Raw genomic sequence first — 26,667 nt, 5'->3', positions numbered from 1 at the left:
CCTGTATGCGGAATTCAGCGGTTCGTGCTGTGCGCCGCGGTCTGTTGTGCGCCCCGTCGCGTGCGGCCCTGTCCGCCACGCTGCCGGCCCTGCTCTCGGAATGCGCCCATTCCGCGGACACTGTCCGGCGCTGACGTGCTGTCATTCTCCGTTCTGCACGCCGTCCAGCCCGGTGACGGCGGGGTCGCGCGGGTCGTCGTCGACCTCGTGCGCGCCCAGCTCGGCGCGGGGCTGCGGGTCGCCGTCGCCTGCCCGCCGGGCACCCGGCTGGCCGCGGCCATCCAAGCCGAGGGCGCGGTCCTGTTCGCCTGGCGGGCCGGGCGCGACCCCGGCCCCGGCCTGGTGCGGGAGACCCGCGACCTCGCCCGGGTGATCCGTACGGTCCGCCCCGCCCTGGTCCACGCGCACAGCGCCAAGGCGGGGCTGTGCGCCCGGCTCGCCCTGCGCGGGCGGATCCCGACGGTGTACCAGCCGCACGCCTGGTCGTTCGAGGCGGTCGACGGCACGGTCGCGGCGCTGGCCCGCCGCTGGGAGGGGTGGGCGGCGCGCTGGACGCACCGGATCATCTGCGTCAGCGAGGCGGAACGCCGTACGGGCGAGGCCGCGGGCGTACGGGCTCCGTGGTCGGTCATCCACAACGGGGTGGACGTGGCGCGGTTCGCGAGGGCCGGGGCGACCGGCCCCGACGCGGACGGCAACCTGCCGAAGCCCGGCGACTCGGCTGCCGTGGCTGCCGGTCCCGGCGACTCGGCTGCCGGTCCCGGCAGGCCTGGCACGTGTGCCGACGGCGGCGCTGTGGCCGGCGTGCCCGCGCGGCACCACGACGGGCCCCTCGTCGTCTGTGTGGGGCGGCTCTGCCGGCAGAAGGGGCAGGATGTCCTGCTCGCCGCCTGGCCCGCGGTGCTCCAACACGCGCCCGGCGCCCGGCTCGTGCTGGTCGGCGACGGGCCCGACGGGGAGCGGCTGCGGGCCGCCGCTCCGCCGTCCGTGCGCTTCACCGGGAACGTCGACGACACCGCGCCCTGGTACCGGGCGGCCGATCTCGTCGTACTGCCGTCCCGTTGGGAGGGGATGGCGCTCGCGCCCCTGGAGGCCATGGCGAGCGGAAGCCCCGTCGTGGTCAGCGATGTGGACGGAGCGCGCGAGAGCCTGCCGCCCGGCCACGAACCCCTGTGCCTGGTCCCGCCCGAGGACCCGGCCGCCCTCGCCGCCGCCGTCGGCCGACTGCTCGGCCCGCCGGAACTGCGGCGAACCCTGGGCCGCGAGGCCCACGAACACGTACTCAGCAGATTCGATGTGCGGCGCACCGGCGCGGCCGTCGCGGACGTGTACCGCGAGCTGACCGGAGTGCGGTGCACCGAGCACAGAGAGCCGATTTCGCCGTGACTACGGAAAGCACCAGCGTTCCTCCTTCAGCGGGCCCCTGGCCCTCGGCGAACCAGGGCCCGGCCCTCGGACTCGCCTCACTCGCCCCGCAGCGCGGCGCGCCGGACCGGCTCGCGCTGCCGCCACGCCGGCCGGCGCCGCTGCGGCGGCTCGCCGCCGTGCCGCTGATCGCGGCCGACGGTCTCGCCGTGCTGCTCGCGGCCGGGCTGCTGCCCGAACCGCAGCGCGGGCTCCGGCTGTTCCTGCTTGTCGCCGTCTGCGTTCTCGTCCTCGACGCGCACGCGGGGCTGTACCGGCCGCCCGGCACCCTCACCGCCGTACTGGACGAACTGCCCGCGCTCGCCGCCCGCGCCGGGGTCGCCTGGTGTGTGGCCGCCGCGGCCGTCGCCGCGTTCGCCCCCGCCCTGGCCATCGGTCCGGTCGCGCTCTGCTCCGCGTACGCGACACAGCTCGGCGCGGTCTGCCTGGTGCGCGCGACGGTGCACGCCCGCAGGCGGCGTACGGCCCGGGCGCATCCGCGCTCGGCGCTGGTCGTCGGCGGGCCGGCCGCCGCGCGCAGGTTCGCGGCGGCGCTGGCGCAGCACCCGGAGTACGGCATCCGGCCGGTCGGGATCGTCGGTTCACGGCAGGACGGGGAGCCGGGCCTTCCGTTCCTCACGTCGGCCGAGGAGATCCACCGGGCGGTCATCCAGAACACGGTGCGCGACGCCGTGTTCCTGACCGACGACCCGAGCCTGGTGACGCTCTTCCAGCACTACGGCTGCGCCACCTGGCGGGTGGGCGGCCGGGGGCAGGGCGGGCCGATGGGCGACCACCTGTGGGGGTACGCCTGCCGCCCCCTGGTCCCGATGGGCGAGCGGCGCGGGCTGACCGCGAAGCGCGCGCTCGACTTGGTCCTGGCCGGTCCCGCCCTCGCCCTGGCCCTGCCCGTCCTGCTGCTGTGCGCGCTGGCGGTACGGCTCTCCGACGGGCCCGGGGTGCTGTTCCGGCAGGAGCGGGTGGGGCAGCACGGGCGGCTGTTCACGCTGCTGAAGTTCCGTACGCTGCGCCCGGCCGACGAGACCGAGTCGGCGACCCGGTGGAGCGTCGCCAACGACCGGCGGATGAGCGCGGTCGGCAGCTTCCTGCGGCGGTCCTCGCTCGATGAGCTGCCGCAGCTGTGGAACGTGCTGCGCGGGGACATGAGCCTGGTCGGGCCGCGGCCCGAACGGCCGTACTTCGTCGCGCAGTTCAGCCGCATTCACGCCGGTTACGCGGACCGGCACCGGATGCCGGTCGGGCTGACCGGCCTGGCGCAGGTGCACGGGCTGCGTGGCGACACGTCCATCGAGGATCGCTGCCGCTTCGACAACCACTACATCGACCACTGGTCGCTCTGGCAGGACGTCCGGATCCTGCTGCGGACCGCGGCCGGCCTGGTCCGGCCGGCGGGGAGCTGATGATGACGACGGCGACCGGGGTGGTTCCCTGGGCGGCCGGGACCGAAGTACGGGACTGGGCGCGCCGGGCCGGTGCGCTGTCGCCGGTCCTCGCGGTGATCGCGCTGCTGCTCGTCCCGGGCGGGGGCGGCGCGGACGGTGGCACCGGGGGGACGGGGACGGTCGCGGACGCGGCCTCGGGCCTGCTCGTCCTGATCTGTCTGGTGCGGGTGTTGCGCAGCGGAGCACGGCCGTTGACCCGGGGGGCGGCGGTGGTGCTCGGGCTGCCGGTGCTCGGGATCTGTCTGGCGGCTATCACGTCGAACGACCCGGCGGCGAGCCTGCCTGGGGTGGCCCGTTACGTACAGGTCTTCGTGCTCGTGCCGGCGGCCGTGCTGCTGATGATCCGCGACCGGCGGGACTTCGCGGTGGTGGCATGGGCGCTGGTCGGACTGGCGCTGCTGCAGGGCGCGGTCGGGGTCACGCAGTACCTGACGGGGACGGGCGCGTCGTACCAGGGCGAGGACATCCGGGCGGTGGGGACGTTCGGGCCGACGGATGTGATGGGGATGGCGACGGTCGTCTCGTACGGCCTCGTGATCGTGACGGGGATCGCGCTGGGGAGCGGGCGGGGCCGGGCGCGTACGGCGGCGCTGGCGTGTGCGGCGCTCCTCGTCGTTCCACTCGTGCTCTCGTTCAGCCGGGGGGCGTGGATCGCGACGGTGCTCGCGATCGCGATCCAGCTGGTGCTGTCGGGGCTGCGGCGGGCGGGGCGGGTGGCGCTCGTGGTGGGGGCCCTCGGGGTGGTGCTGGTGGGCGGGTTCGGGGTGGGCTCGGCGATGGTGGAGGAACGGGTCGCCAGCATCACGCAGGTGGCCGGGGCGCCGGACCAGTCGGTGACGGACCGGTACACGATGTGGGCGGCGGCGGGGCGGATGTGGCGGTCGGATCCGCTGACTGGGGTGGGCCTGAAGGGCTTCCCGGCGTACCGCGACTCGCACGCCTCGCTGGCGCTGTCCTCGGGCAGCGACACGGCGGGCGCGGGTGCGTCGTTCCACCGGCAGCCGCTGCTGTCCCCGCACAACATGTACCTCCTGGTGCTGAGCGAGCAGGGCCTGGTGGGGCTGCTCGCGCTCGCGGGGAGCTGGGCGGCGCTGCTCGTGGGGGCGGTGCGACGCCTTGGCCTCGTCGCGATCGGCCTGCTGTCGTGGCAGCTCATCGACTTCTTCTACGCGGACATCGGGGGCCCTTCGACGGTCCTGATGTCGGTCGTCCTCGGCCTCGCGGCCTGGTGGTCGCTTGCGGAGGTGAAACGTGCGTGACCCCTGGGGCGGGGAGCCCGAGCCCACGGACCGCCTCCCGCCTCCGGACCCCCCCGGCACCCCCGTCTGGGCGGACCCCTGGTCCACCACCGAAGGCGGCTGGCGCTGGGCAGGCACCCCCTCCCTGGCCCCGACGGAGGCAACGAGGGCGGGGGCGTCCACGCCGGCCTGGGGTCGCGCGGCTACGTCCGCGTCCACGACGGACCGGGGCCGCACCGCCACGTCCGCGCCCACCACAGGCCATGGGCGCAGCGCCACGGACCGGGGCCGCACCGCCACGTCCGCGTCCGCCGCGGATCAGGGCCCCGAGCCCTGGCCCCGTACGGCCGCCTCACGCGTCCACGGCACCCCGAGCGGGGGTGCCTCCGCCGGAGCGCCGTACGGCGAAGCCGACGGCATGGTGCCTGTCGCCGACCCGCCGGCGCCCGGCGATCCCGCCAGCCTCTGGGCGCACGGCGGGAGCCGACCCTGGGCAACGGCCCCAGGCACGCCGTACGGCGAAGCCGACGGCGCCGTCCCGGTCGCCAACCCCCCGGGGCCGGGCGATCCCGCAGGCTTCCGGCCGCACGCCGGAAGCCCGGCCGGAAGCCGACCCGGCGCAACGGCCCCGGGCGCACCGTACGGCGAAGCCGACGGCACGGCGGCCGGTCGGCCCGGCGGCCACCGGCCGCACGCCGGAAGCCCGGCCGGAGGCCGACCCGGGGCAACCGCCCCAGGCACGCCGTACGGCGAAGCCGACGGCACGGCGGCCGGTCGGCCCGGCGGCCACCGGCCGCAAGTCCGCGGTCTGGCGGCCGGGGCGGACGAAGGCCGCTGGGCAGCCGTGGAGTACCCCGTCGACTGGCGGCCGCGCGGGATGCGGGCCGTCCGCCCGGCGCGCAGCGCGGTCGGGCGGCCCGTTGCCGCGGCGGCAGTCGGGCGGTCCGCTTCCGCGGCGGCGGGCGGGCAGCCGCTGGGGGACCGGCCGCGGAAGGCCGCCGCGTCCGGGGGGTTTCTCGCGCGGGCCGCGGCCGTCACCGCCGGGCTCACCGCGGCGGGGGCCGTGCTCGGGCTCGTACGGGACCAGAGCCTCGCGCACTTCTTCGGCGCCGGGGCCGAGACCGACGCGTTCCTCGTCGCCTGGACCGTGCCCGAGTTCGCGTCGACGCTGCTCATCGAGGACGCGATGGCCCTCATCCTCGTACCCGCGTTCAGCCGCGCCCTGACCCGGCGCGGCGCCGTCCGCGCCCTCGTACGCTCCACGCTGCCTCGGCTCGTGCTCGCGACGTCCGCCCTCGCCTGCGTGCTGATCCTCGCCGCGCCCCGGCTCGTCGCCACCCTCGCGCCCGGCCTCCCCGACCCGCGGCTCGCCATCGACTGCACCCGGCTCACCGCGACCTGCGTCCTGTCGTTCGCACTCGCCGGCTACTGCTCCGCCGCCCTGCGCGCCCACGGCTCGTTCCTGGCCCCGGCCGCCATCTACGTCGCGTACAACACCGGCATCATCGGCACGATCGTGGCGCTGCGCGAGCCCTTCGGCGTACGGTCCGCCGCCGCCGGGGTCGCCGTCGGCGGCGTGCTGATGGTGGCGGTCCAGGCGCCTTACCTCGTACGGGAGTTGCGCCGCCGCCCCGCGCCGTACGCCGGGCCGGCGGTCGGCGACGGGCGCCTCCTCGTCCTCGGGCTCATCGCCCCCGTCATCGCCTTCACCGTCTCCCGCCAGTCCCAGATCCTCATCGAGCGTTTCCTCGCCTCGCCCCTCCCCGCCGGCGCCATCTCGCATCTGAACTACGCGCAGAAGATCGCGCAGATGCCGATGATCCTCTCCCTGATGCTGTGCACGGTCAGCTTCCCCCTCGTCGCCCGCGCCATGGCCGCAGGCGACACGGACGGCGCCCGCCGCCGCGTCGAGCGGGACCTCCTGCTCGCCGCCGTCGTCGTCCTCACCGGCACCGCGATCGTCATCGCCGCCGCCCCCCAGATCGTCGAAGTCCTCTTCCAGCGCGGCGCCTTCGACCACGGCGACACCGCCGCGACCGCCGCCGTGATGCGCGTCTACGCCCTCGGTCTGCTCGGCCAGACGACCGTCGGCACGCTGGTCCGCTGCTACTTCTCCGTCTCCCGCCCGCTCTGGTACCCGGCCGTCGCGATGGCCGCCGGTCTCACCCTCACCGCCGTCGCGGGAGTCTTCGGCGCCCGGCTGTGGGGCGCCGCGGCCATCGCCGCCGCCAACGCCCTCGGGATCACGCTGACCGCCGTGATGATGCTGCTCGGCGCCCGCCGCCAGGCCATCCCGGTCCGGATCCGCTACCTCGGCGAGGGGCTGCTGCGGCTCGCCACCGCCGCCGCGTGGGCCACCGCCGCCGGCTGGCTGTGCTCGGTCCTGATTACCCCCGCGCTCCTCTCCCTCACCGTCGCGAGCGTGGTCTGCGTCGCCGTCTTCCTGCTCTTCCTCGCCTGCGCCGCCCGCGCGCCGGACATCCCGCCCCTCACCCGCACCGCGTCACGAAGGCTCGCCCATGCCCGCTGCCACGGCGCCCCGCGCCGCCGCGATCCGTCGACTGCTGCCAAAACCGCCTCCGTGGGTGGCGATGTACCACTCGATCGCCGACACCACGGATGACCCGTACCGGGTGACCGTCTCCCCCGTGCGGTTCGCCCGGCAGCTGCACTGGCTGAACGACCGGGGGCTGCGCGGTGTCTCCGTGCGCGAGCTGCTCGCCGCGCGAGCCGCGGGCCGCGCGAAGGGGCTCGTCGGCCTCACCTTCGACGACGGGTACGCCGACTTCGTCGAATCGGCCCTGCCGCTCCTGCACCGCCACGGATTCACCGCCACCGTCTACGTCCTGCCCGGCCGCCTCGACGGCGTGAACGCCTGGGACGGCGACGGTCCGCGCAAGCCGCTGCTGTCGGAGGACGGCATCCTGCGCATCGCCGGGGCCGGCATGGAGATCGGTTCGCACGGCCTGCGGCACGTCTCGCTGCCCACGCTCGACTCCGCGACGCTCGAACAGGAGACGGCGCGCAGCCGGGAACTCCTGGAGGAGATCACGGGCGCGCCCGTGCACGGCTTCTGCTACCCGTACGGGCACGTCGACGCCCGCACGGTCCAGGCCGTACGAGCGGCCGGTTACCGCTACGGCTGCGCCATCGACCCGGGCCCGCTGACCTGCGCGCACGCACTGCCCCGCGTCCACATCGGCGAGCAGGACACCCCCTGGCGGCTCACCGCCAAGCGCGTCCTGCACCCGCTGCGCCGCCGCGCGATCCAGGAGACGTCATGAAGGTCCTGCACATCATCACCGGTCTCGGGATCGGCGGCGCCGAGCAGCAGCTGAGGCTGATGCTCCGTCATCTCCCGGTGCGCAGCGAGGTCGTCACGCTGACCAACCCGGGCCCCGTCGCCCGCGGCATCGAGTCCGACGGGGTCCCGGTGACCCATCTCGGCATGACCGGCAACCGGGACCTCGGCGCGCTGCCCCGGCTGGCGCGGTTCGTCCGCCGCGGCCGGTACGACCTCGTCCACACCCACCTGTACCGGGCGTGCGTGTACGGGAGGATCGCCGCCCGCCTCGCCGGGGTCCGTACGGTCCTCGCGACCGAACACTCCCTCGGCGACACCCAGATCGAGGGCCGGCCGCTGTCAGCCGGCACGCGCGCGCTCTATCTGGCCACCGAGCGGCTCGGCACCGCGACGGTCGCCGTCTCGCCCAGCGTCGCCCGCCGTCTGGAGACCTGGGGCGTGGCGCCGTCCCGCATCCAGGTCGTCCCCAACGGCATCGAGCGGGCGCGCTTCGGCTTCGACGAGGACGCGCGCCGCACGACCAGGAAGCTGCTCGGCCTGCCGGGGGGCGCGTTCGTCGTCGGCGGGGTGGGACGCCTGGCTCCGGGCAAGCGCTTCGACCGTCTCGTACGGGCAGTGGCGTCGGTCCCGCAGGCGCGGCTGCTGCTGGTCGGGGAGGGCGAGGAGCGGGCGCGGCTGCTCGCCGTGGCCCGCGAGTGCGGGGCCGCCGACCGGGTGCTCCTCGCGGGCGCCTGCGAGGATCCGCCGTCGGCGGCATCCCCGGGGCCCGGCCTGCCGTCGCTGCTCGCGGCGATGGACGTCTTCGTCTCCACCTCCCCCGACGAGACCTTCGGGCTCGCGGTCGTCGAGGCGCTGGCCGCCGGACTGCCGGCGCTGTACGTGGCGTGCCCGGCGATCGACGACCTGCCGCCGGACGCGGCCCCGGGCGCCCGGCGGGTCGGCGAGTCCGTACCCGAACTGATCTCGGCGCTGCGCGGCATCCGCGACGCCCGGCTCGCCCGGCTGCCCCAGCCGGCCGCGGCCGGCCGCTACGACATCGCGCACAGCGCCCGGCAGTTGATGTCCCTCTACGAACAGGCCGTCCACGGCACCCCTCTCCCCGCGAAGTGAGTCACCGATGTCACCGATGTCCTTGAGTCCTCAACGCTCCCGTCTCACGACAGCCCTGCGCACCCCCCGCCGCTGGTGGGTGCTGCCCGCGTCCGTGCTGGTCGGCACGGTCCTCGGCGGCGGCTACGGGGCCGTGAAGACCCCGCAGTACGCGGCCACGAGTTACGTCATCGTCGTCCCCGGCGAGAAGTCCGACCCGGCCGCCGCGCTCGGCTTCGCCCAGGCGTACGGGAGGGTCGCCACCGACATCGCGGTGACCGGCGACGCGCAGGCGTGGGCGGGCGTGTCCGCCGCGACGCTGCGCTCCAGCGTGCAGGCGGCGACCTCCCCCGACGCGCCGATGATCTCGATCACCGCGCGGTCCGCCACGCCGGCCAAGGCCGTGTCGATGGCGGACGGCGTCGCCCGCGCCCTGGTCCTCGACAGCGCGCACGTCTCGGGCAGCACGGGCGTGAAGGTCGTGCAGTTCGCCCGGGCGACCAGGCCCGTGGAGCCCGTCTCGCCCTCCGCCCCGCTCTCGGCGCTGGTCGGCGGCTGCGCGGGCGGCCTGCTCGGCGGCCTCGCACTGCTGGTACGGCCCCGGCGGGCCGCGCAGGCGGAGGACCGGCACTCCCGGCAGACCACGACCGCCGCCGTCCCCGGCCCGGCGGGCGCCCGGCACCAGCCGGAACCGGAGGCGGTGTGACGGAGGGCGGGATGAGAAGCGAGGTCTGCCGGGACAGCGCGGAGTTCGGCCGGCTCGGCGAGCGCTGGGCGTCGCTGTACGCCCGCTGCTCCACGGCCACCCCCTTCCAGTCCCACGCGTGGCTGCACTCCTGGTGGGTGTCGTACGGCACCCCGGGCGCGCTGCGGGTGGTGCTCGTACGGCGCGAGGACGGCGAACTGGTCGCGGCGGCGCCCCTGATGCGCGCCCGCGGCCCGCTCCCGGTCCTGACCCAGCTCGGGGGCGCGATCACCGACTTCACGGACGTGCTGCTCGACGACGCGTGCCCGGAGGCGGCGCCCGCGCTGGCCCGTGCGCTTGCCAGGGCGGCGCGCGGCGCGGTGGTCGATCTGCGGGAGGTCCGGCCGGGGGCGTCGGCGGAGCAGGTCTTCGCCCGCTGGCAGGGACCGCGCCGACGGCTTCCGGACTCGCTCTGCCTGGAGCTGCCCGCGGTGCCGATGGACGCCCTGCTCCAGCGGATCCCGTCGGGCAAGGCGCAGCGGGTGCGGGCGAAGCTGCGGAAGCTGGACGCGCTCGGGATCGACGAGCGGATCGTGCCCGGGGAGGAGGTGCCGGCGGCGCTCGACCGGCTTCTGAAGCTGCATCAACTCCAGTGGCGGGGGCGGGGCGTGACCGTCGAGCACACCAGCGACCGGTTCGCCCAGCATCTCGCGCGGGCCGTGCGGCCGATGGTGGAGCGCGGGGACGCGCGGGTCACGGAGTTCCGGCTCGGCGGGGACGTCGTCGCGGCCGACCTGACCCTGATGTCGCCGCGCCTCGCGGGCGGTTATCTGTACGGCGCGGATCCCGTGCTGCGCGAGCGGAAGATCGACGTGGCGACGATGCTGCTGCGGCACGGGGCCCGGGAGACCAGCGGGAGCGGGCGGGCGACGCTGAGCATGCTGCGGGGCACGGAACCGTACAAGCAGCACTGGCGGCCGGAGACCGTCCCCAACCAGCGGCTGATGCTCGCGGGGCGGGGTACGGCCCCGCTGCTGTGGCTGCGCGCGGGCGCGGCGGACGGGCGGCGCTGGGCGTCCCGGCAGGCGCGGGAACGGGAGTGGGTGGGGCGGGCGCTCGGGCGGCTGCCGGGACGGACGAACGGCGGCGGCGGATGATCTCCGCCGCCGCCGTGGGGGGTGCCGTCAGAACGGCCAGGTCTCGCTGTCCAGGATGTCCTCCCAGGCTTCGTTGACCTCCGCCTCGACCTCGGGCTCGTCGTCGTCCATCAAGTCGCTCTTCCAGTCGACCTTGGGAACGCAGACCGGGCCACCGATCCAGCTCTCGACCCACGAACCGAGATTCACGGTCCAGCACTCGGGCTTGGGCTCGGGCTCGGGCTTGGGTTCGGGCTTGGGCTGAGGCTCGGGCTTCGGCTGGGGCTTGGGCTCAGGCTGGGGCTTGGGCTCGGGCTTCGGCTCGGGCTTGGGTTCCGGCTTCGCCTCGGGCTTCGGCTCGGGCTTGGGGTCCGGCTTCGCCTCGGGCTTCGGCTCGGGCTTGGGTTCCGGCTTCGCCTCGGGCTTCGGCTCGGGCTTGGGTTCCGGCTTCGCCTCGGGCTTGGGCTCCGGCTTCGGCTCCGGCTTCGCCTCGGGCTTGGGTTCCGGCTTCGGCTCAGGCTTCGGCTGGGGCTTGGGCTCCGGCTTCGGCTTGGGCTCGGGCTTCGGCTCCGGCTTCGGCTCCGGCTTCGGCGGGGCCTGCGGCTTCGGCTCGGGGGCCGTCGGGACCTCGGGCTCGGCGGGTACCTCAGGAACATCAGGTACGTCCGGGAACTCCGGCAGGTCCAGGAAGTCCGGGAACTCCGGGTCCTCCGGAAGCTCCGGGAACCCCGGGTCCTCCGGAAGCTCCGGGAACCCCGGGTCCTCCGGAAGCTCCGGGAACCCGGGGTCCTTGGGAAGCTCCGGCTCCTCGGGCTCCGTCGGAAGCTCCGGCTCCTCCGGGATCTCCGGGATCTCCGGCTCCCCCGGCTCCTCCGGTTCGGCGCCCGAGAGCATGTCCCGGAACACCTGCGAGGACCGCGGATTGTCGTCGCACTGCCAGACGCCGTGCGGGCAGTAGTCCGTGATCGTGTGGTACAGCGGCTTGTGCTCGTCCATCCATTCGATCATCCGCCGCATGTACTCGGGATTGTCGCCGTTCCGGAAGAGCCCCCATTCCGGATAGGAGATCTGCTTGCCGTGCTCGGCCGCGAACTCCACCTGCTTCTGCAGCCCGTACGGTTCGCTGACGTGCTTGTCGAAACTCGACCCGGGCGGCTGGTCGTACGAATCCATGCCGATGATGTCGACCACGTCGTCACCCGGATAGCATTCCGTCCACGGAATGGCGTCCGTCCCCCGGCTCGGATTGAAGTCGAAGCGGAACTTCTGGCCGGGAACGGACCGCATCGCGGTGACGATCCGCGTCCAGTACTTCTTCCACGCCGTGGGGTCCGGTGCGCACCGGTGCGTGTACGTCGTGCCGTTCATCTCCCAGCCGAGGACGATGACGGTGTCCGTGGCCTTCAGGGCGACGAGCCGCTCGGCCAGCGTCTTGAAGTGGTCGTCGTAGTACCCGGCCGCGCCGAGCTGGAGCTGCCGGCGGACCTCGTAGTCGGAGACCCCGGCCTCGTTCCGCTCCAGCATCGGCACGTTGAGGACGAACAGCCGGTCGGCCCGCTCGTTGCGCCACTTGGCCCAGGCGTCCAGGAAGCCGGGGGGGCTCTCGATGTTCGACCAGAGGTCGCCGGGGAGGTAGGTGTGCCCGACGCGGAGCTCCCGTCCGCCGAGCCATCGCTCCAGCTGGCCGATCCGGTTGACGCCGACCGGTCCCGATTCGAGGAACGCGCCCAGTGCGGTGGAGAGAGCCGGCGCGGGGTCCCGTGTCGTGACGGATTCGGCGGCGTGGACGGGGGACGACAGCACGACGGAACCTGAGGCGACGAGACCTGCGGTGAACACCCCCAGCCACACACTCGATGTTTTCCGCTTCCGGTTGGCCATGGCCACTCCTTCACTTTCCAAGCCTCGTGATGACCCGTCAGTCAGATACTCAGAAAGTATTCCTAATGAGCCGACCGTGAACGCACGTCCTCTCTGATCAGTAGTCCATTGGTGTATTTCATCGCCCGGTTGGGGCACTGTCGTCGGCGCGTCGGCCGTGCAGGCATGACGAAGGGCCGGTCCCGCAAGGCGTCGAAGACGTCTGCGGGACCGGCCCTGAGCGTGCGTCAGGCGTTGACGCAGGTGTTGCCGTACGCCGGGTTCAGCGCGGCGATCACGTTCACGGTGTTGCCGCAGACGTTGATCGGAACGTGCACCGGAACCTGAACCAGGTTGCCCGAGAGCACGCCCGGCGAACCGACGGCCCAGCCCTCGGAGTGGGCGTCCGCCATCGCGGGGGCGGCGGCACCCAGAGCCATGAACAGACCGGCGACGACGACCGCAGCCTTCTTGCACTTCATTTCGTCTAAGTCCTTTCCGCGGCGGACGGAATTTCACGGATTTCGCGAATCGCCGGTGGACATCGCAGCCCCCCGGCCTCCGCCGCACACATCACAACGACCATGCCCCGAAAAGGAAACCCGATTGTCGCCGACCGGGCGGTATTCACTCCATTGAGCCCAAGCTCCCACCCTCAACGCGGCCAGACGGGCATCGCGATGAGCCGCTCCCACTCGCGGTCCGGCATCCCCGGCACGGTGCGCCCGGCCAGTGCCCACTGCTGGACCAGCGAGGAATACACGGGGAAGGGCCCCCGGTCGACAGGTGGCGGGTCCGCCACATAACGGCTCTTCGGAATGAAGGCCAGCCGCTCCCATTTCCCGGGATCGGGTGCCATCTTCCCTCCCATCCACGGTCGTTCACGCATCATTACACACACCCCGCAGGAGAGTGATTCCCGCTGACCATGTCGCGTCGCGAACCTGTGTGCGACGCACATCGACTTACGGTGCGGTCATCCCATTTCCGAACTCGGTGGTGTGCACGTGACCGTCAGGAACCCCTTCACGAAGTCCGGCAGGAAATTCTTTCGCCCGGGACGGATCATGCTCGCCTCCGCGGCGCTCGTGGCCCTGGGATCCGGGACGATCGCCTGGACCCCGGCCCTGCCGTCCCCCCGGTACGGGCTCAACATCCTGGTCGCCGGGGTGGACAGCCGCGCCGGCCTCACGGCCGACGAGCTGAAGCGGTACCGGGCCGGCGGCAAGGGCTGCGATTGCACCGATGTGATGATGCTGGTGCACATCTCCGCCGCGAACGACCGCGTCAGCGTGGTGAGTCTGCCGCGCGACTCGCTCACCGAGTTCCCCGAGAACCACGTCGACCGGCGGACGGGCGCGGCGCACACACCGCACGCGGCGAAGATCAACGCGGCTCACACGGAAGGCGGACCGGCGTTCACGGTCGAGGCCGTCGAACGGATGACGGGCACACCCGTCCACCGCTACCTGGAGCTCGACTTCCGGCGTTTCATCGACAGCGTGAACCGCATCGACGGCGGCGTGCCGATCTGCACCGAGAAACCACTCAAGGACCCGGTCACCGGAATCGACCTGGCGCCGGGGACCAAGCACGTCCAGGGCGGCGAGGCACTCCAGTACGTACGGTCGCGGCGTGACGGGGCGATGGACTTCGGCCGGATGCGGAAGCAGCAGAAGTTCGTCGTCAACACGCTGGCGACGATCCGGAAGGGCCTGCTCCAGGACCCCGCCCGGCTGCGTCTCCTCGCCTCGACTCTGCGCGGCACGGCGACGGTCGAACGCTCCCTGTCGGTGCCCGAGATGCTGCTGCTCGCCGCACGGCTGCGCGGCCTCACCCCGGCCCGTACGGAGTTCGCGACCGTACCGGTCAGCCGCTTCAACCCCGTCATCCAGGGCGTGGGGTCCACGGTCGCCTGGGACAAGGAGCACGCGGCGGAAATCTTCGAGGCGCTGCGCTCCGACCGCCCACTACCCGCCGCCCGCCCCAACTCGACGAGCAGCATCCCGCAAGGTCTGGGCGACTACCGGCCGGCCGGAGGCGCCTCCCTCGTCTGCCACCCGATGATCACGACTCGATATGCCCCTAGGTGACGCGCCGAGGTGCCGGACGCCAAGGGCGGGCAGGAGTTGAGTCAACGGTCAACCAGCCGTGGACGCGGGGCCTCACCCGTGGATTCCGCGTCGGTGTCGTCGGTGCCGACCGGGCCGCGGGGAAGCATCCAGTCCAGCCACTTCGGCAGCCACCAGTTGGTCCGGCCGAGGAGTGTCATGGTCGCCGGTACCAGCACCATGCGTACGACCGTGGCGTCGATGACGATCGCGGTGGCCAGGCCGAGCCCGAACATTTTGGTGGAGGGGTCCTCGGCGACGGCGAAGGACAGGAAGACCGCCACCATGATGAGGGCGGCCGAGGTGATGATCCGGGCGGTGCCCGAGACGCCCTCAACGATCGCCGTGCCGTTGTCGCCGGTGCGCAGGTACTCCTCGCGTACGCGGGAGAGGAGGAACACCTCGTAGTCCATCGACAGGCCGAACAGGATGGCGAAGAGGAACATCGGGATGAACGACACGATCGGAACCGTCGCTTCCAGCCCGATGAGTGCGCCTCCCCAGCCCCACTGGAAGACCGCGACCATGATGCCGTAGGCCGCGCCGATGCTCAGCAGATTCAGCAGTACCGCCTTGAGCGGTACGAGTATCGAGCGGAAGACCAGCATCAGCAGCAGGAAGGACATCGCCAGCACGGCGGCGACGAACACCGGCAGGCGTTGGCTGGTGCGTTGGCCCACATCGGACAGGCTCGCGGCGGCGCCGCCGACGTGGGCCCTGGCCGGGCCGTGCCCGATCGCCGTGGGCAGCACGTCGGTGCGCAGCCGGGCGATGGTGTCGGCCGTGGCCTTGTCCTGAGGGCTGGTGGTCGGGAACACCACGAGGGTCGCGATGCCGGTGGCCCGATCGATGTGCGTCGGCGCGACGGATGCGATGCCCGGATCCGCCGCGACCGTTGCGACGAGTCGGTCCAGCACTCCCGGATCACCGGTGGGGTCCGCGGCGATGACGAGGGGACCGTTGGTGCCCGGGCCGAACCCCTCGGCGACGAGGTCGTAGGCCCGGCGCTCGGTACGGCTGTGGGGCAGTGAGCCGTCGTCGGGCAGGCCGACGCGCAGGCCGAGCACGGGCAGCGTCGCGGTCAGCAGCAGCCCCGCCGCGCCGACCGCGTACGGCACCGGGTGCCGGCTGACGTGCCCGATCCAGCGACGCCACCCGGCGGCGTGGGCGGCGCCTGCCGCCGGGTCCCGCCGCCGTGCGAGTCGGCCCAGCTTCCTGGTCTGCAGAGCCCGGCCGATCCGACCGGCCCGGCCCAGGCGTGGGCCGGCCGCGCCGAGGAGGGCCGGCAGCAGCGTCACCGACGCGAGCACCATGGTCAGGACGACGATCGAGACGGCAAGCCCGCCCACCGTCATGAACGGCACGTTCGCGACCGCCATGCCGAGGATCGATACGACGACGGTTCCGCCGGCGAAGACCACCGGCCGCCCCGCCGTGGCCACCGCTCGTCCGGCCGCCTCGTGCGGATCGAGCCCGCGCGCGAGGTACTCCCGGTGCCTGGCGAGCACGAACAGCGCGTAGTCGATGCCCACTCCGAGCCCGACCATGCTGCCCAGGACCGGTGCGAAGGTGGGGACGTCCGTGACCCCCGCCAGTACCGTCATCGTGGCGACCCCGACGGTCAGTCCGAAGACCGCCATGCCGATCGGCAGCGCGGCGGCGACGAGCGAACCGAACGCCAGGAACAGGATCGCGGCCGCGGCGACGAGGCCGATCAACTCGCTCACGCCGCCGTCGGGGTCGGAGAAGGCGTAGAAGAGGTTCCCGCCCATCTCGATGCGCAGGGGCAGTTCGGCGCGCAGCCGGTCGCCGAGATCGACTAGGGCGTCGAGGTCTTCGGCCGACAGCCGGCTCTGGTCGGGGTACTGCACCCGGACGACCGCGATCCGCCCGTCGGCCGAGACGAGGCCGCCGCGCACGGCGGTGTCCCCGCCCGCGTCGAGCGCCCCCGCCGGGTCGCTCGTGCCGAGCACGTGCGGCAGCCGCTTCACCTCGGTCTGCAGCCGCGTGAGAGCGGTGCGCGCGCTGTCGTGGTCGAAGAACGTCGCAGCGCCGTCGAGGGGGGTGACGACCACTTGGGCGGTCATCCCCTCCTGGCCGGTGCCGGCCCGCTCGATCAGTTCCGCGGCCCGCTGGGAGTCCAGTCCCGGAGCGGTCATCGAATCCGCATTCCGCCCGCCGAAGGCGACGGCGGCGAGGACGGCGAGCGTGGCGGCGACCAGCCATGCCGCGATCACCCGCCAGGGATGGCGGGCGGCGCTTGCGCCCAGGCGCAACAGGGCTTTCGAGAGCATCGGGTCCTCCAACCACCTCGTCGGCCGTCCTTGTACGGCCGCCGATGCCGAGGCTCGTCGCCACGGCGCTCTGCGGCATCGGCTCGCGGGCCACGGATCCGTCGGCCCCAAGTCGGAGTGACGCCCCGTCCTTTCGGCCGATGCGCGGCACGGCGCGGTCCCTACGCTGAGAACCGTGCTGCGAGACGACCTGCGAACCCTGTGGACCGAACCCCGGCCGCGCGACGCGCCTGCCCGGGTGCGGCGCGACTGGGCGCTGCTCGCCGCGGGCCTGGGCGGTGTGGTGCTGGAGGCCACCCTGCGCGAGAACGTCGTGTGGCGGCCGGTGGCGGTGGGTTTCACCGTATGGCTGTGCCTGCTGCCCCTGTGGCGCCGGACCCGCCCGCTGGCGATGGTCACGCTGGCGTTCGGCTCGACGATGCTGCTCCAGGTGGCCTCGCTCGTCGCCGCACCGCGCGAGCCCGTCGGCCTGGACACCGGCGCGGTCGTGCTCGTGCTGGTGTACGCGCTGCCCCGGTGGGGATCGGGACGGGAGATCGTGCTGGGCGGCGCGGTGATCCTGGCGGCCTTCGCGCTGTGTGCCGTCACGGACGAAACCCCGGCCGCCGAACAGGTCGGGGGCTTCGTCTTCCTGTCGCTGCCCGGCTTGATCGGGGCCGCCGTGCGGTTCTGGGGGACCGCTCGCGAGCGGCAGTTGGAGCAGGTACGCTCCCGCGAGCGTGAGCAGCTCGCCCGGGAACTGCACGACACGGTGGCCCACCACGTGTCGGCCATGGTGATCCGCGCCCAGGCGGGCCGGGTGCTCGCCGGCACCGACCCGTCCGCCGCCGTCGAGGCGCTGGAGGGGGTCGAGGAGGAAGGGGCGCGCACGCTGGAGGAAATGCGAGCCATGGTCGCCGCGCTGCGCGACCGCGGGGTCGGCGCCGAGCTGGCGCCGCCTGCCGGCGTCGCGGATCTGGAGCGCCTGGTGCGCACGCCGGGTGGTCGCCTCAAGGTCGACCTGGGGCTCGACGGCGAGCTGGACTCGCTGCCGCCGGCCTTGGACGCGGCCGTCTACCGCATCGTGCAGGAGTCGGTGACCAACGCGATGCGCCATGCGCTCAGCGCGACCGAGGTCGTCGTCCGGGTCACCGCGGAACGGCACACGGTACGGGTGAGCGTGCGCGACAACGGCCAACGCACCGGCCGAGGTCGCGACGGATACGGACTTGCCGGACTGCGCGAGCGCGCGGCCCTGCTCGGCGGCGCACTACGAGCCGGCCCGGGCGCCGACCAGGGCTGGCATGTCGAAGCCGAGCTGCCCAGAGCAAGGAGCGACCGTGGCCATTCGCGTCCTCGTCGCTGACGACCAGGCGATCATCCGCACCGGGTTGCGGATCATGCTGAACGCCCAGCCCGGAATCGAGGTGGTCGGCGAGGCCGCCGACGGACACGAAGCGGTACGTCTGGCCCGCGAACTGCGCCCCGACGTCTGCCTGTTCGACATCCGCATGCCCGTGCTCGACGGGCTCGAGGCCACCCGGCTGATCGCCGGCCCGGGCGTCGCCGACCCGCTGGCCGTGGTCGTCATCACCACGTTCGACCTCGACGAGTACGTCTACGGCTCACTGCGTGCCGGCGCCCGCGGATTCCTCCTCAAGGACACGGGACCGGACCTTCTGGCCCAGGCCGTACGGTCGGCGTCCGACGGTGAGGCGCTCATCGCGCCCAGCGTCACCGTCCGTCTGCTCCAGGCGTTCGCGGACCTGCCCGCCGGCCGGCCCGCGGCCCAGCCGGTCTCCCCCGTCACCGCCCGCGAGGAGCAGGTGCTCCTCGCCGTCGCCCGCGGGCTGACCAACACCGAGATCGCCGACGCGCTGCACATCAGCCTCAGCACGGTGAAGACGCATCTGGCGAGCCTGATGGCCAAACTCGGCGCCCGCAACCGGGTCGAGATCGCGATGTGGGCCTACGAAACGCGCCGTATCCTCCCCGGAACCTGAGCCGGGTGCCGGGCCATGTCCCATGAGTCCCCGCCCGGACATCAGTGCACCGGTCGGCTCACGTCGGCTCCACGTGCCTCACCCGCCCCAGAGCGTGACGTACCAGGAGGCCGGAACTGGGACGGTGAGACACCCGATACGACATACGCGCCCTAGTCGCCGACCCGGCTAGCGGGAGAGCGTCCGGGCCAGCTCGGCCGGGTCCGTCGTCGGCGCGTCGCAGGTGAAGTGGCGGCAGACGTACGCGGCCGCTCCCCCGTCCACCAGCGGGCGGTCCCTGAGCAGCGGGAACTCCTCGCTGTCCGGGGCGCCGAAGGCGACCACGGCACCGGGCGCCGGGGCCAGCAGCGCGGTGCGGTGCAGCGCCCGGCCCAGGTCGTCGTCACCGCGGCCGACCACCGCGATCTCGCGCGGCCCGTCGAGCAGGGCCTCCGCCGTGGCAAGCCCCCAGCCGATGAAGCGGGGGGCGCGCGGACCGAGCGCCTTGACCACGCCGAGCGCGCCCTCGGCGGCGGCGCGGTGCGCCTCGGAGCCGGTGTGGGCGGCGTACGAGAGGAGTGCGCCGGCGGCGGCCGTCCAGCCGGAGGGGGTCGCGTTGTCGGTGGGGTCCTGCGGGCGGCGGATCAGGGCCTCGGCGTCGTGGGCCGTGTCGTACAGCGCCCCGCCCTCGGCGACGAACTGGTCGAGGACGATGTCGAGCAGGAAGCCCGCGAACTCCAGCCAGACGCCCTCGCCCGTCACCCCGGCGAGCGCGAGGAAGCCCTCGGCGACATCGGCGTAGTCCTCGAGCACCCCGGCGTTGGTGCCCGCCTTGCCGTCCTTGGAGGTACGGAAGAGCCGCGCGCCCTCGCCCATGTGGAGCCGTACGAGCAGGTCGGCGGCCTCCGTGGCGCGCTCGACCAGATCGGGCCGGTCGAAGAAGGCGCCGGTCTCGGCGAGGGCCGCGATCGCGAGGCCGTTCCAGGCGGCGACGATCTTGTCGTCACGGCCGGGGCGCGCGCGCCGGTCGCGGGCGGCGAGCAGGCGCTCCTTGACCGAGGCCACCCGGTCGGCGTCGGCGACCCCGGCGTCCTGCGGGAGCTGGAGGACGGAGGCGCCCTCCTCGAACGTGCCCTCGGGCGTCACCCCGTAGTACCGGGCCGCGTACCGGGCGTCCTCCTCGCCGAGAGCGGCGCTCAGCTGTTCTGGCGTCCACACGTAGTACGCGCCCTCGACGTGCCTGCCCGTACCGTCATCCGAGTCGGCGTCGAGCGCGGAGGCGAAACCGCCCTCGGGAGTGCGCAGTTCACGGACCATGAAGTCGGCCGTCTCCAGCGCCACCCGCTGGGCCAGATCGCTGCCGGTGGTCCGCCACAGGTGTGCGTACGCGCGGCACAGCAGGGCGTTGTCGTAGAGCATCTTCTCGAAGTGGGGGACGACCCACTCGCGGTCCACCGCGTAGCGGGCGAAGCCGCCGCCGAGCTGGTCGTAGATCCCGCCGCGGGCCATCGCCTCGCACGTGTCGGCGGCCATCTGGAGGGCGCCCTCGGCTCCCGTACGGGCGTGGTGGCGCAGCAGGAACTCCAGCACCATCGACGGCGGGAACTTGGGCGCCCCGCCGAAGCCGCCGCTGCGGCTGTCGTACTCGCGGGTGAGGCCGAGCAGCGCCTCCGCGAGCTCCTGCTCGCCGGGGACGCCTTCGCCGCCGAAGGCGAGGGAGCGGCCGGACAGGTCCCTGACGATCTTCCCGGCGACCTCGCCGACCTCCTCGCGGCGCTCGGTCCAGGCCCGGGAGACGCCGTCGAGGACGTCGCCGAAGGAGGGCATGCCGTGCCGGGACTCGGGCGGGAAGTACGTACCGAAGTAGAACGGCTCCGCGTCGGGCGTGAGGAACACGGTCATCGGCCAGCCGCCCTGCCCGGTCGCCGCCTGCACGGCCTCCATGTAGACGGCGTCGACGTCGGGGCGCTCCTCGCGGTCGACCTTGACGGCGACGAAGTGCTCGTTGAGCTGGGCGGCGGTGGTCTCGTCCTCGAAGGACTCGTGGGCCATCACATGGCACCAGTGACAGCTGCTGTAGCCGACGCTGAGCAGCACGGGAACGTCGCGGCGGCGCGCCTCCTCGAATGCCTCGGCCGACCACGGCCACCAGTCGACCGGGTTGTCGGCGTGCTGGAGGAGGTAGGGGGATGTCTCATGGGCCAGTCTGTTCGGCATGTCTCCATCCTCGCGCACACGACGATGCCCCGGTCGTACGCCACGGGTGGCGGCGCGCGAACGGGGCAGTGATGGTCGTACGGAAAGCGGCCCCGTTCCTCGCAGGTCGAATGCGAGGAACGAGGCCGTTTTCAGTGGTGCGGCAGGTGTCAGCCGGAGACGTTGCCGTTGCCGGACAGAACCTCGCTGAGGACGTTCGCCAGCGGGTCGTCGCCCGTCTGCTGCACGGAGTTCTGGGTGCAGGTCTGGTTCGACATGTCGTTGCCCAGAACGTCCTGGACCGCGACCGGGACGGCGATGACGCCGACCGGGACCTGCGCCTGGAGCTTCTGGATGTCGAAGCAGTGCAGAACGCCACCGTTGATGAGGCCGAAGTTCGGGCTCATGTAACCGCTGGTGGAGTTGGAGCCGATCGACTGCTTCGACGTGTTGCCGACGACGTTGGAGCTGTTGCCGTCGTCGCCCGCAGCCGACGCAGTGGCAGCCGACATTCCGACGACGGAGGCCGCAACCGCCGCCGTGGCAAGAACCTTCTTGATCACGAGTTTTCCTTCTTGAGCTGGAGGGCCCTGGAATGCTCCGTTAGCCGAAGCACGCTGATCAACTGCCGGAAAATGGATTGGTTCCGGGGCGTCACTCGGACGCGGTATTCGGCAGATGAACGCCATCGGACGCGGTGTCGAGGGGCAGGCGTTCGGTACGCCGGTCGCCCTGCTCCCTCGCGCCGACGCGCGTCCCGCAGGACACTTGGGGCCGGAAGCGGAAGCTCTCGGAGGGGGACGCACATGCGGGACAGCCACCGGGCCGAAGCCGAACGGCTGTTGGTACGCGCCGTGGAGGAGGAGGTGCGGCGCTCCGGGGGCCGCCTCGACGCCACGGCTCTGCTGGCACGCGGCCGGGCCGCGCTGGACACCATGGCGGGGAGCGCGGGCGAGGAGTACGAGGCCTACCTGCGGGCCCTCGAGGAGGCGGAGGCCGGGCAGCGGTCCCTGGGGGACCGGTTCAGCAGAGCCGCCGTGGGAACCCCCGCGCTGGTCACGGCCGTCGCGGCGGCCGCGGCCTTCGGGGCGGACCTGGCGCTCGGGACGGCGACCGGGACGGCGCTGGGCGCCGGTGCCGTCGTGGCGGTGGCGGGCGCGGCGGCCACGGTCCTGAAGGTGACCGCGGGGCACTGGCCCGCCGCGCACCGCCGGGCGGGTGCGCTTGGCCAGCCGGGCGGCCCCGAGCAGTTGCGGCTGCAGTGGCTGACGGCGCTCGAGGTACGGGGCATACGGCCGTTCCTCGATCAGCAGCGGGTGCTGATCGCGACGGCGCCGCAGCCCGCACAGAAGGTCGTGTCCCAGCTGAGGGGCGCCGACCGCAGCGCGGCGGCCCGGCGGCGGACCGTGCTCGAGCAGTCGTTCGGTCATCTGCCCGATCCGGGAGGTCCGTTCACGGGCCGGCGGGCCGAGCTGGCCCAGATCACCCAGTGGGTGCAGGCCGGGCGGGCCTCGACGCGGACCCGGCCGACGGTCGTGATGCTCCACGGCGAGCCGGGCTCGGGCCGTACGACGCTCGCGGTGCGGGCGGCGCACGCGCTGCGGGACCAGTTCCGCGGGGCATGCGTGGTGGACCTGCGGGGCGGGACGCGCGGGGAGAAGCCGCTGTCGACGCGGGAGGCGCTGCTGCATCTGCTGAACCGGCTGGGCGCGCCACGCGAGCAGCTGCTGTTCCGCGAGCGGTCCTCCGCCGAGCAGCAGGTGCGGAGGCTGGCCGAGTTGTACCACCAGCATCTGACCGGGCTGCCGGTGACGGTCATCCTGGACGACGCGGTGGAGGCGGAGCAGGTCCGCACGCTCCTGCCCGAGCGCTCGGACAGCCTGGTCCTGGTCACCTGCCGTGAGCCGCTGGATCTGGGGGCGGAGGTGCCGGCGTCCGTGCACCGGCTGCCGGTCGCGGCGCTCGACGCGGCGGGCGCGGAGGAGCTGCTGCGGGAGGCGGCCGGGGCGCCGGCCTCGGAGCCGTACGACTCCGAGGCCTTCGAGGAGATCCGGGAGCTGTGCGGCGGGCTGCCGCTGGCGCTGCGGGCCGCCGGTTCCTCGCTGGGCCGCCGCTCGATGGCCGATCTGGCGCATCTGCTGGCCCGGCCCTGGGGTGGGGATCCGGTCGAACGGGCGCTGTCCGTACGGTACTTCACCGATCTCGACGAGGACGGCAGGCGGCTGCTGCGGCGGCTCGCGCTCGCCGGGCGGGCCTCGCTGGGGGCGGCGGCGGCCGGTGCGCTGCTGGGGGCGAGCGGGCAGGAGGGGGCGCGGCTGCTCGCGGAGCTGGCCCGGGCCGGTCTCCTCGACCACGTCCGGGGAGAGCGGTACCGGCTGCACGACGCGGTGCGCGGGTTCGCGTCAGCCCGGCTCACGGACGAGGAGGACGCGGCGGCGATCGCGGCGGCGCAGGAGCGGCTCATCCAGAACTACGCGGAGCTCGCGGACGCGGTGATCCGGATGGTCGACGGCAAGATGTCGACCCGCGCGGACCGGTTCGACGGGCACGGCTTCGGCTCCCTGGAGGCGGCGCTTCGCTGGCTGGACGACGAGTCGAGCTTCATCACGGCGGCGCTGCGGCACGCCGAGGGCGTCGACCAGCGGGCGGTACTGAACCTGCTCGGCGCGCTCTGCGACTACTGCCTGCTGCGCGGCGACCTCTACCGGTTGGGCGAGATCAACGAGCTGACCGACGCGGTCGGGCAGGGGCTGCTCTCCCGGTCGGTGCAGTGGCGGACCGGTATCGCGGCCCGGCAGCTCGGCGAGCTCGACAAGGCCCGCACCACGCTGACCTCGGTGGTCTCCCTCTACCAGGAGGCGCACCAGGACGCGGGGGCCGCGCTCGCGCTCTGCTCGCTCGGGATCACCCTGCACCACCAGGGCAATCTGGCGGAGGCCTCGGCGAAGCTGCGGGAGGCGCTGGTGCTCCAGGAGCCGGAGTCGCTGGCCGCCGACCGGGGCTGGACCCTGCACGCCCTCGCGGCGGTCGAGCGGGACCGGGCGAACCTGGCCGAGGCGCTGACGCTGCTGCACACGGCCCTGGAGCTGCACCGGGAGAACGAGTCCCTGCACGGCGAGGCCTGGGCGCACTTCCAGCTCGGGCAGGTGTGCCTGCGCATGGGCGACGCCGAGCGGGCCGACGCGGAGCTGCGCGTGGCCCTCGACCAGTACGGGCGGACCCGCGACGGGCGCGGCGAGGCGTGGGCGCTGACGCAGCTGGCCCGCGCGCGGCTCGTCGAGGGCGAGTTCGCCGCGGCGGTCGAGGGCCTGCGCCAGGCCCTGGCCCGGCACCGTGACCAGGAGGACGCGCGGGGCGAGGCCTGGACGCTGTACTACCTGGGGCACGCCCTGGAGGAGCGCGGGGATCTGGACCAGGCGGTACGGGAGCTGGAGCGGGCGCGCACGATGTTCTCCCGGATGCGGGACGTGTACGGGCTCGCGTGCGCCCGGCACCACTCGGGGCGCGTCACCCGCGACCAGCGGGCGGCGCAGACCGGCAACCTGCGGAACTCCGGCTTCGCCCGGCAGCTCCTGGTGGACGCCCGCGCGGACTTCCACCGCGTCGGCGTGGCCCACGGCGAGGCCTGGACCTGCCTGGAGCTGGCGATCGTGGACGCCGGGAACGGCAAGGCGGCGCAGGCCCTGGAGCTGTGCGGGGAGTCGGAGCGGCTCTTCCTGTCGTACGGCGACCGGCGGGGCGCCGACTGGGCCCGCTTCCTGCGCTGCACGCTGCTGCCGTACGCCTCCCCGGGCGGCGTGGAGGTCGGCACGGCGGTGGCCCAGGAGGAACTGGCCCTGCTGATCCAGGACCGGCATCCGGCGCGGGACGGCAAGGTGGAGGACTGCGCGGAGGCGTACGCCCTGGTCCTGGAGCGGGGCGTCCAGCTGGACGCGGGCTGGCAGGCCTGGCAACTGAACATGGTCCCCACCCGCCACGCCCGCGAGGTGATGGGCGTCCCGCTCCCGGGGCGGGAGGCGGACGCGGGGCGCACGGCGCCGACGGGCTGATGCGCCCGGAACGCACGGCGCCGACGCGGCCGAGGCCCGTCCGGGCGGTGGGCCGTCGGCTCACCGCCCGGACGGGCTCCGCCCTACTCCTGCGTCGTCTGCGCCGTCGCCTTGGGCGAGGCCGGCGCCTTCGGGTCCGGGGTCTCCTCGAAGGAGACCTTGCCCATGTGGCGATTCATCGACTTCATCAGCATCCAGACGGCCACGGCCATCACCGCGAAGACGACGAAACCGAGGACGCCGGGGGTCACCTTGTTCTTGTCCAGCTCGGCGGCGAGAGGGACAAGCTGGGTCAGTGCCAGGTGTGCGCTCATGTCAGGCATTGTCGCGGATGCCCGCGAAGAGGTCGTCCTCGGGGAGGGAGACGGCGACCAGCGACTTGCTGAGCTCGTACTCCTCCGTGGGCCAGACCTCCTTCTGGATCTCCATCGGCACCCGGAACCAGCCACCGTCCGGATCGATCTGCGTACGGTGGGCGATCAGCGCCTTGTCGCGGATCTCGAAGAAGTCCGCGCACGGCACGTGCGTGGTCAGCGTCCGCTCCTTGCGCTCGAACTCCTTCCACCGCTCCAGCCACTCGCCGTAGGGGGACTCCATGCCCCGGTCGAGCAGCGCCTGGTGCAGGGCCATGGTGCGCGGCTTGTTGAAGCCCTGGTTGTAGTAGAGCTTCTGGGGCTGGTACGCCGATCCGAACTCGGCCTCCGGGTACTTCTCGGCGTCCGCCGCACCCTCGAACGCCACCATCGTGATCTTGTGGGTCATGATGTGGTCGGGGTGCGGGTACCCGCCGTTCTCGTCGTACGTCGTGACCACCTGCGGGCGGAACGCGCGGATCTTGCGGACGAGCGCACCGGCCGCCACGTCGACGTCCTCCAGGGCGAAGCAGCCCTCGGGCAGCGGCGGCAGCGGGTCGCCCTCCGGCAGCCCGGAGTCGACGAAGCCCAGCCACTCCTGCTTCACGCCCAGGATCTCCCGGGCCTCGTCCATCTCCTTGCGTCGCACCTCGTGGATGTTCGCCTCGATGTAGGCGTCACCCTGGAGCTTGGGGTTGAGGATGGAGCCGCGCTCGCCGCCCGTGCACGTGACCACGAGCACGTCCACCCCCTCGGACACGTACTTGGCCATCGTCGCCGCGCCCTTGCTCGACTCGTCGTCGGGGTGGGCGTGAACGGCCATCAGTCGCAGCTGCTCAGTCAAGGCTCGATCCTCTGTGATGTGGCGTGGAGGCAGGTCTCTATAGTGACGGAACCGGGGGGCGCAAAAATTCCCACCCCCGCGGCGAGAGGAACGATCATGAGCGGCGTGCGAGAGCGGCTGCCCGAGGGGCGCTACGGGCGTTCCGGGGACGAGCGCGCCGACCGCAAGCTCAAGATCGCGGGCGCCGTGCTCGGCGCGCTGTTCCTCGGGCTGATGGGCTGGTTCGGCTGGTACTACGTCGTCGACAGCAGGATCAGCGCGGAGACGATCAAGTTCGACGTGGTGAGCGACACCGAGGTGCAGGTCCACCTGGAGGTGCGCAAGGACGTCGACGCCCAGGGCGTCTGCACGCTGCGCTCGCGCTCCGAGGACGGGGCCGAGGTGGGCAGGAAGGACGTCCGCTTCGACGAGGCGAGCGACCGGATCGACCGCGTCGTGACCATCCGTACGACCGCCAGGGCGACCAGCGCCGAGCTCATCGGGTGTACCGCCAGGTAGCGGTGGGTAGAGGACCCGGTGGCGCGCCGAGCCGCGGTTTCGACGCGCTGACCAGGAGTGACGCCATCTTTATGGTTTATGTCCTCCCCCTTTTCGCCACTAATTGTTAGGCTCGTGGTTTCGCCCACTCAGGAAGGACAATCCTTCTGGGTAGGGCGATGCTTTGTATTCCCAGTACCTAC

20 protein-coding genes and 1 pseudogene are annotated in these 26,667 nt (G+C 73.1%); 13 read left to right on the top strand and 8 right to left on the bottom strand.

Annotation, left to right across the window (positions count from 1 at the left end; translation table 11 throughout):
- The first annotated feature begins 135 nt into the window (after positions 1-135).
- The 8 genes from ACZ4VI_RS07740 (at position 136) to ACZ4VI_RS07705 (ending at position 10,340) form a co-directional block, all read left to right on the top strand.
- Positions 136-1,386 carry a glycosyltransferase gene (locus tag ACZ4VI_RS07740; protein WP_467997599.1) on the top strand — a complete coding sequence of 417 codons (1,251 nt, stop codon included), beginning with the start codon at positions 136-138 and terminating at the stop codon, positions 1,384-1,386.
- On the top strand, positions 1,383-2,825 hold the full coding sequence (locus ACZ4VI_RS07735; RefSeq protein WP_467997597.1) for a sugar transferase: 1,443 nt from the start codon (positions 1,383-1,385) through the stop codon (positions 2,823-2,825). Before ACZ4VI_RS07740 ends, ACZ4VI_RS07735 begins: the two co-directional genes overlap by 4 nt.
- Before the next feature lie 2 nt (positions 2,826-2,827).
- Complete coding sequence (locus tag ACZ4VI_RS07730; RefSeq protein ID WP_467997596.1) at positions 2,828-4,126, top strand: O-antigen ligase family protein; 1,299 nt, start codon at positions 2,828-2,830, stop codon at positions 4,124-4,126.
- 856 nt (positions 4,127-4,982) lie between these two features.
- Positions 4,983-6,728, top strand: a complete 1,746-nt coding sequence (locus tag ACZ4VI_RS07725; RefSeq protein WP_467998094.1) for a lipid II flippase MurJ — start codon at positions 4,983-4,985, stop codon at positions 6,726-6,728.
- Complete coding sequence (locus tag ACZ4VI_RS07720; RefSeq protein ID WP_467998092.1) at positions 6,697-7,389, top strand: polysaccharide deacetylase family protein; 693 nt, start codon at positions 6,697-6,699, stop codon at positions 7,387-7,389. Before ACZ4VI_RS07725 ends, ACZ4VI_RS07720 begins: the two co-directional genes overlap by 32 nt.
- Complete coding sequence (locus ACZ4VI_RS07715) at positions 7,386-8,519, top strand: glycosyltransferase (protein ID WP_467997595.1); 1,134 nt, start codon at positions 7,386-7,388, stop codon at positions 8,517-8,519. Before ACZ4VI_RS07720 ends, ACZ4VI_RS07715 begins: the two co-directional genes overlap by 4 nt.
- Before the next feature lie 16 nt (positions 8,520-8,535).
- Entirely contained in the window at positions 8,536-9,204 is a 669-nt protein-coding gene (locus ACZ4VI_RS07710; RefSeq protein ID WP_467997593.1) for a YveK family protein, read from the top strand.
- Positions 9,205-9,215: 11 nt separating this feature from the next.
- Positions 9,216-10,340, top strand: coding sequence for a GNAT family N-acetyltransferase (locus ACZ4VI_RS07705; protein ID WP_467997592.1), 1,125 nt, complete (start codon positions 9,216-9,218; stop codon positions 10,338-10,340).
- Positions 10,341-11,206: 866 nt separating this feature from the next.
- Here the strand turns inward: ACZ4VI_RS07705 and ACZ4VI_RS07700 are convergent.
- The 3 genes and pseudogenes from ACZ4VI_RS07700 to ACZ4VI_RS07690 all read right to left on the bottom strand — a co-directional run.
- A pseudogene (locus ACZ4VI_RS07700) lies at positions 11,207-12,200 on the bottom strand (glycoside hydrolase family 26 protein); the annotation flags it as partial.
- A gap of 227 nt (positions 12,201-12,427) precedes the next feature.
- Positions 12,428-12,661: a chaplin gene (locus ACZ4VI_RS07695; RefSeq protein WP_467997590.1), complete on the bottom strand. Its 234-nt coding sequence runs from the start codon at positions 12,659-12,661 to the stop codon at positions 12,428-12,430.
- Positions 12,662-12,834: 173 nt separating this feature from the next.
- Positions 12,835-13,038: a hypothetical protein gene (locus tag ACZ4VI_RS07690; RefSeq protein ID WP_467997588.1), complete on the bottom strand. Its 204-nt coding sequence runs from the start codon at positions 13,036-13,038 to the stop codon at positions 12,835-12,837.
- A 208-nt stretch (positions 13,039-13,246) separates the two neighbouring features.
- Between ACZ4VI_RS07690 and ACZ4VI_RS07685 the strand changes: the two genes are divergently transcribed.
- Positions 13,247-14,272: an LCP family protein gene (locus ACZ4VI_RS07685; RefSeq protein WP_467997587.1), complete on the top strand. Its 1,026-nt coding sequence runs from the start codon at positions 13,247-13,249 to the stop codon at positions 14,270-14,272.
- Positions 14,273-14,313: 41 nt separating this feature from the next.
- Here ACZ4VI_RS07685 and ACZ4VI_RS07680 read toward each other — a convergent pair whose 3' ends face one another.
- Positions 14,314-16,584 carry an MMPL family transporter gene (locus ACZ4VI_RS07680; RefSeq protein ID WP_467997585.1) on the bottom strand — a complete coding sequence of 757 codons (2,271 nt, stop codon included), beginning with the start codon at positions 16,582-16,584 and terminating at the stop codon, positions 14,314-14,316.
- Positions 16,585-16,759: 175 nt separating this feature from the next.
- On the opposite strand from ACZ4VI_RS07680, the gene ACZ4VI_RS07675 reads away from it, so the two are divergent.
- Both ACZ4VI_RS07675 and ACZ4VI_RS07670 read left to right on the top strand, forming a co-directional pair.
- Positions 16,760-17,929: a sensor histidine kinase gene (locus ACZ4VI_RS07675; RefSeq protein WP_467997583.1), complete on the top strand. Its 1,170-nt coding sequence runs from the start codon at positions 16,760-16,762 to the stop codon at positions 17,927-17,929.
- A complete protein-coding gene (locus ACZ4VI_RS07670; protein WP_467997581.1) occupies positions 17,904-18,566 on the top strand; it encodes a response regulator in 663 nt (220 codons plus the stop codon). Before ACZ4VI_RS07675 ends, ACZ4VI_RS07670 begins: the two co-directional genes overlap by 26 nt.
- 168 nt (positions 18,567-18,734) lie before the next feature.
- Here the strand turns inward: ACZ4VI_RS07670 and ACZ4VI_RS07665 are convergent, their stop codons facing one another.
- Together ACZ4VI_RS07665 and ACZ4VI_RS07660 are read right to left on the bottom strand one after the other, a co-directional pair.
- The gene (locus ACZ4VI_RS07665) at positions 18,735-20,762 is read right to left on the bottom strand and encodes a thioredoxin domain-containing protein (protein WP_467997579.1); all 2,028 of its coding nucleotides are present in this window, start codon (positions 20,760-20,762) and stop codon (positions 18,735-18,737) included.
- A 149-nt stretch (positions 20,763-20,911) separates the two neighbouring features.
- Positions 20,912-21,304: a rodlin gene (locus ACZ4VI_RS07660; RefSeq protein WP_467997578.1), complete on the bottom strand. Its 393-nt coding sequence runs from the start codon at positions 21,302-21,304 to the stop codon at positions 20,912-20,914.
- Positions 21,305-21,547: 243 nt separating this feature from the next.
- Between ACZ4VI_RS07660 and ACZ4VI_RS07655 the strand changes: the two genes are divergently transcribed.
- Positions 21,548-24,790, top strand: a complete 3,243-nt coding sequence (locus ACZ4VI_RS07655) for a tetratricopeptide repeat protein (RefSeq protein ID WP_467997576.1) — start codon at positions 21,548-21,550, stop codon at positions 24,788-24,790.
- A gap of 83 nt (positions 24,791-24,873) precedes the next feature.
- Here ACZ4VI_RS07655 and ACZ4VI_RS07650 read toward each other — a convergent pair whose 3' ends face one another.
- Together ACZ4VI_RS07650 and mca are read right to left on the bottom strand one after the other, a co-directional pair.
- On the bottom strand, positions 24,874-25,113 hold the full coding sequence (locus ACZ4VI_RS07650; RefSeq protein WP_467997575.1) for a hypothetical protein: 240 nt from the start codon (positions 25,111-25,113) through the stop codon (positions 24,874-24,876).
- Positions 25,106-25,987 carry a mycothiol conjugate amidase Mca gene (gene mca, locus ACZ4VI_RS07645; protein WP_467997573.1) on the bottom strand — a complete coding sequence of 294 codons (882 nt, stop codon included), beginning with the start codon at positions 25,985-25,987 and terminating at the stop codon, positions 25,106-25,108. Before mca ends, ACZ4VI_RS07650 begins: the two co-directional genes overlap by 8 nt.
- A gap of 96 nt (positions 25,988-26,083) precedes the next feature.
- Between mca and ACZ4VI_RS07640 the strand changes: the two genes are divergently transcribed.
- Positions 26,084-26,485 (top strand): DUF4307 domain-containing protein, encoded by a 402-nt coding sequence (locus ACZ4VI_RS07640; RefSeq protein ID WP_467997571.1) that lies wholly within the window; start codon positions 26,084-26,086, stop codon positions 26,483-26,485.
- Positions 26,486-26,667: the final 182 nt, after the last annotated feature.

It is taken from the genome of Streptomyces sp. NPDC029169 (genome assembly GCF_055563935.1).
Note: the sequence above shows the minus strand (reverse complement) of the source record. Positions and strands in the feature narration are given on the sequence as shown.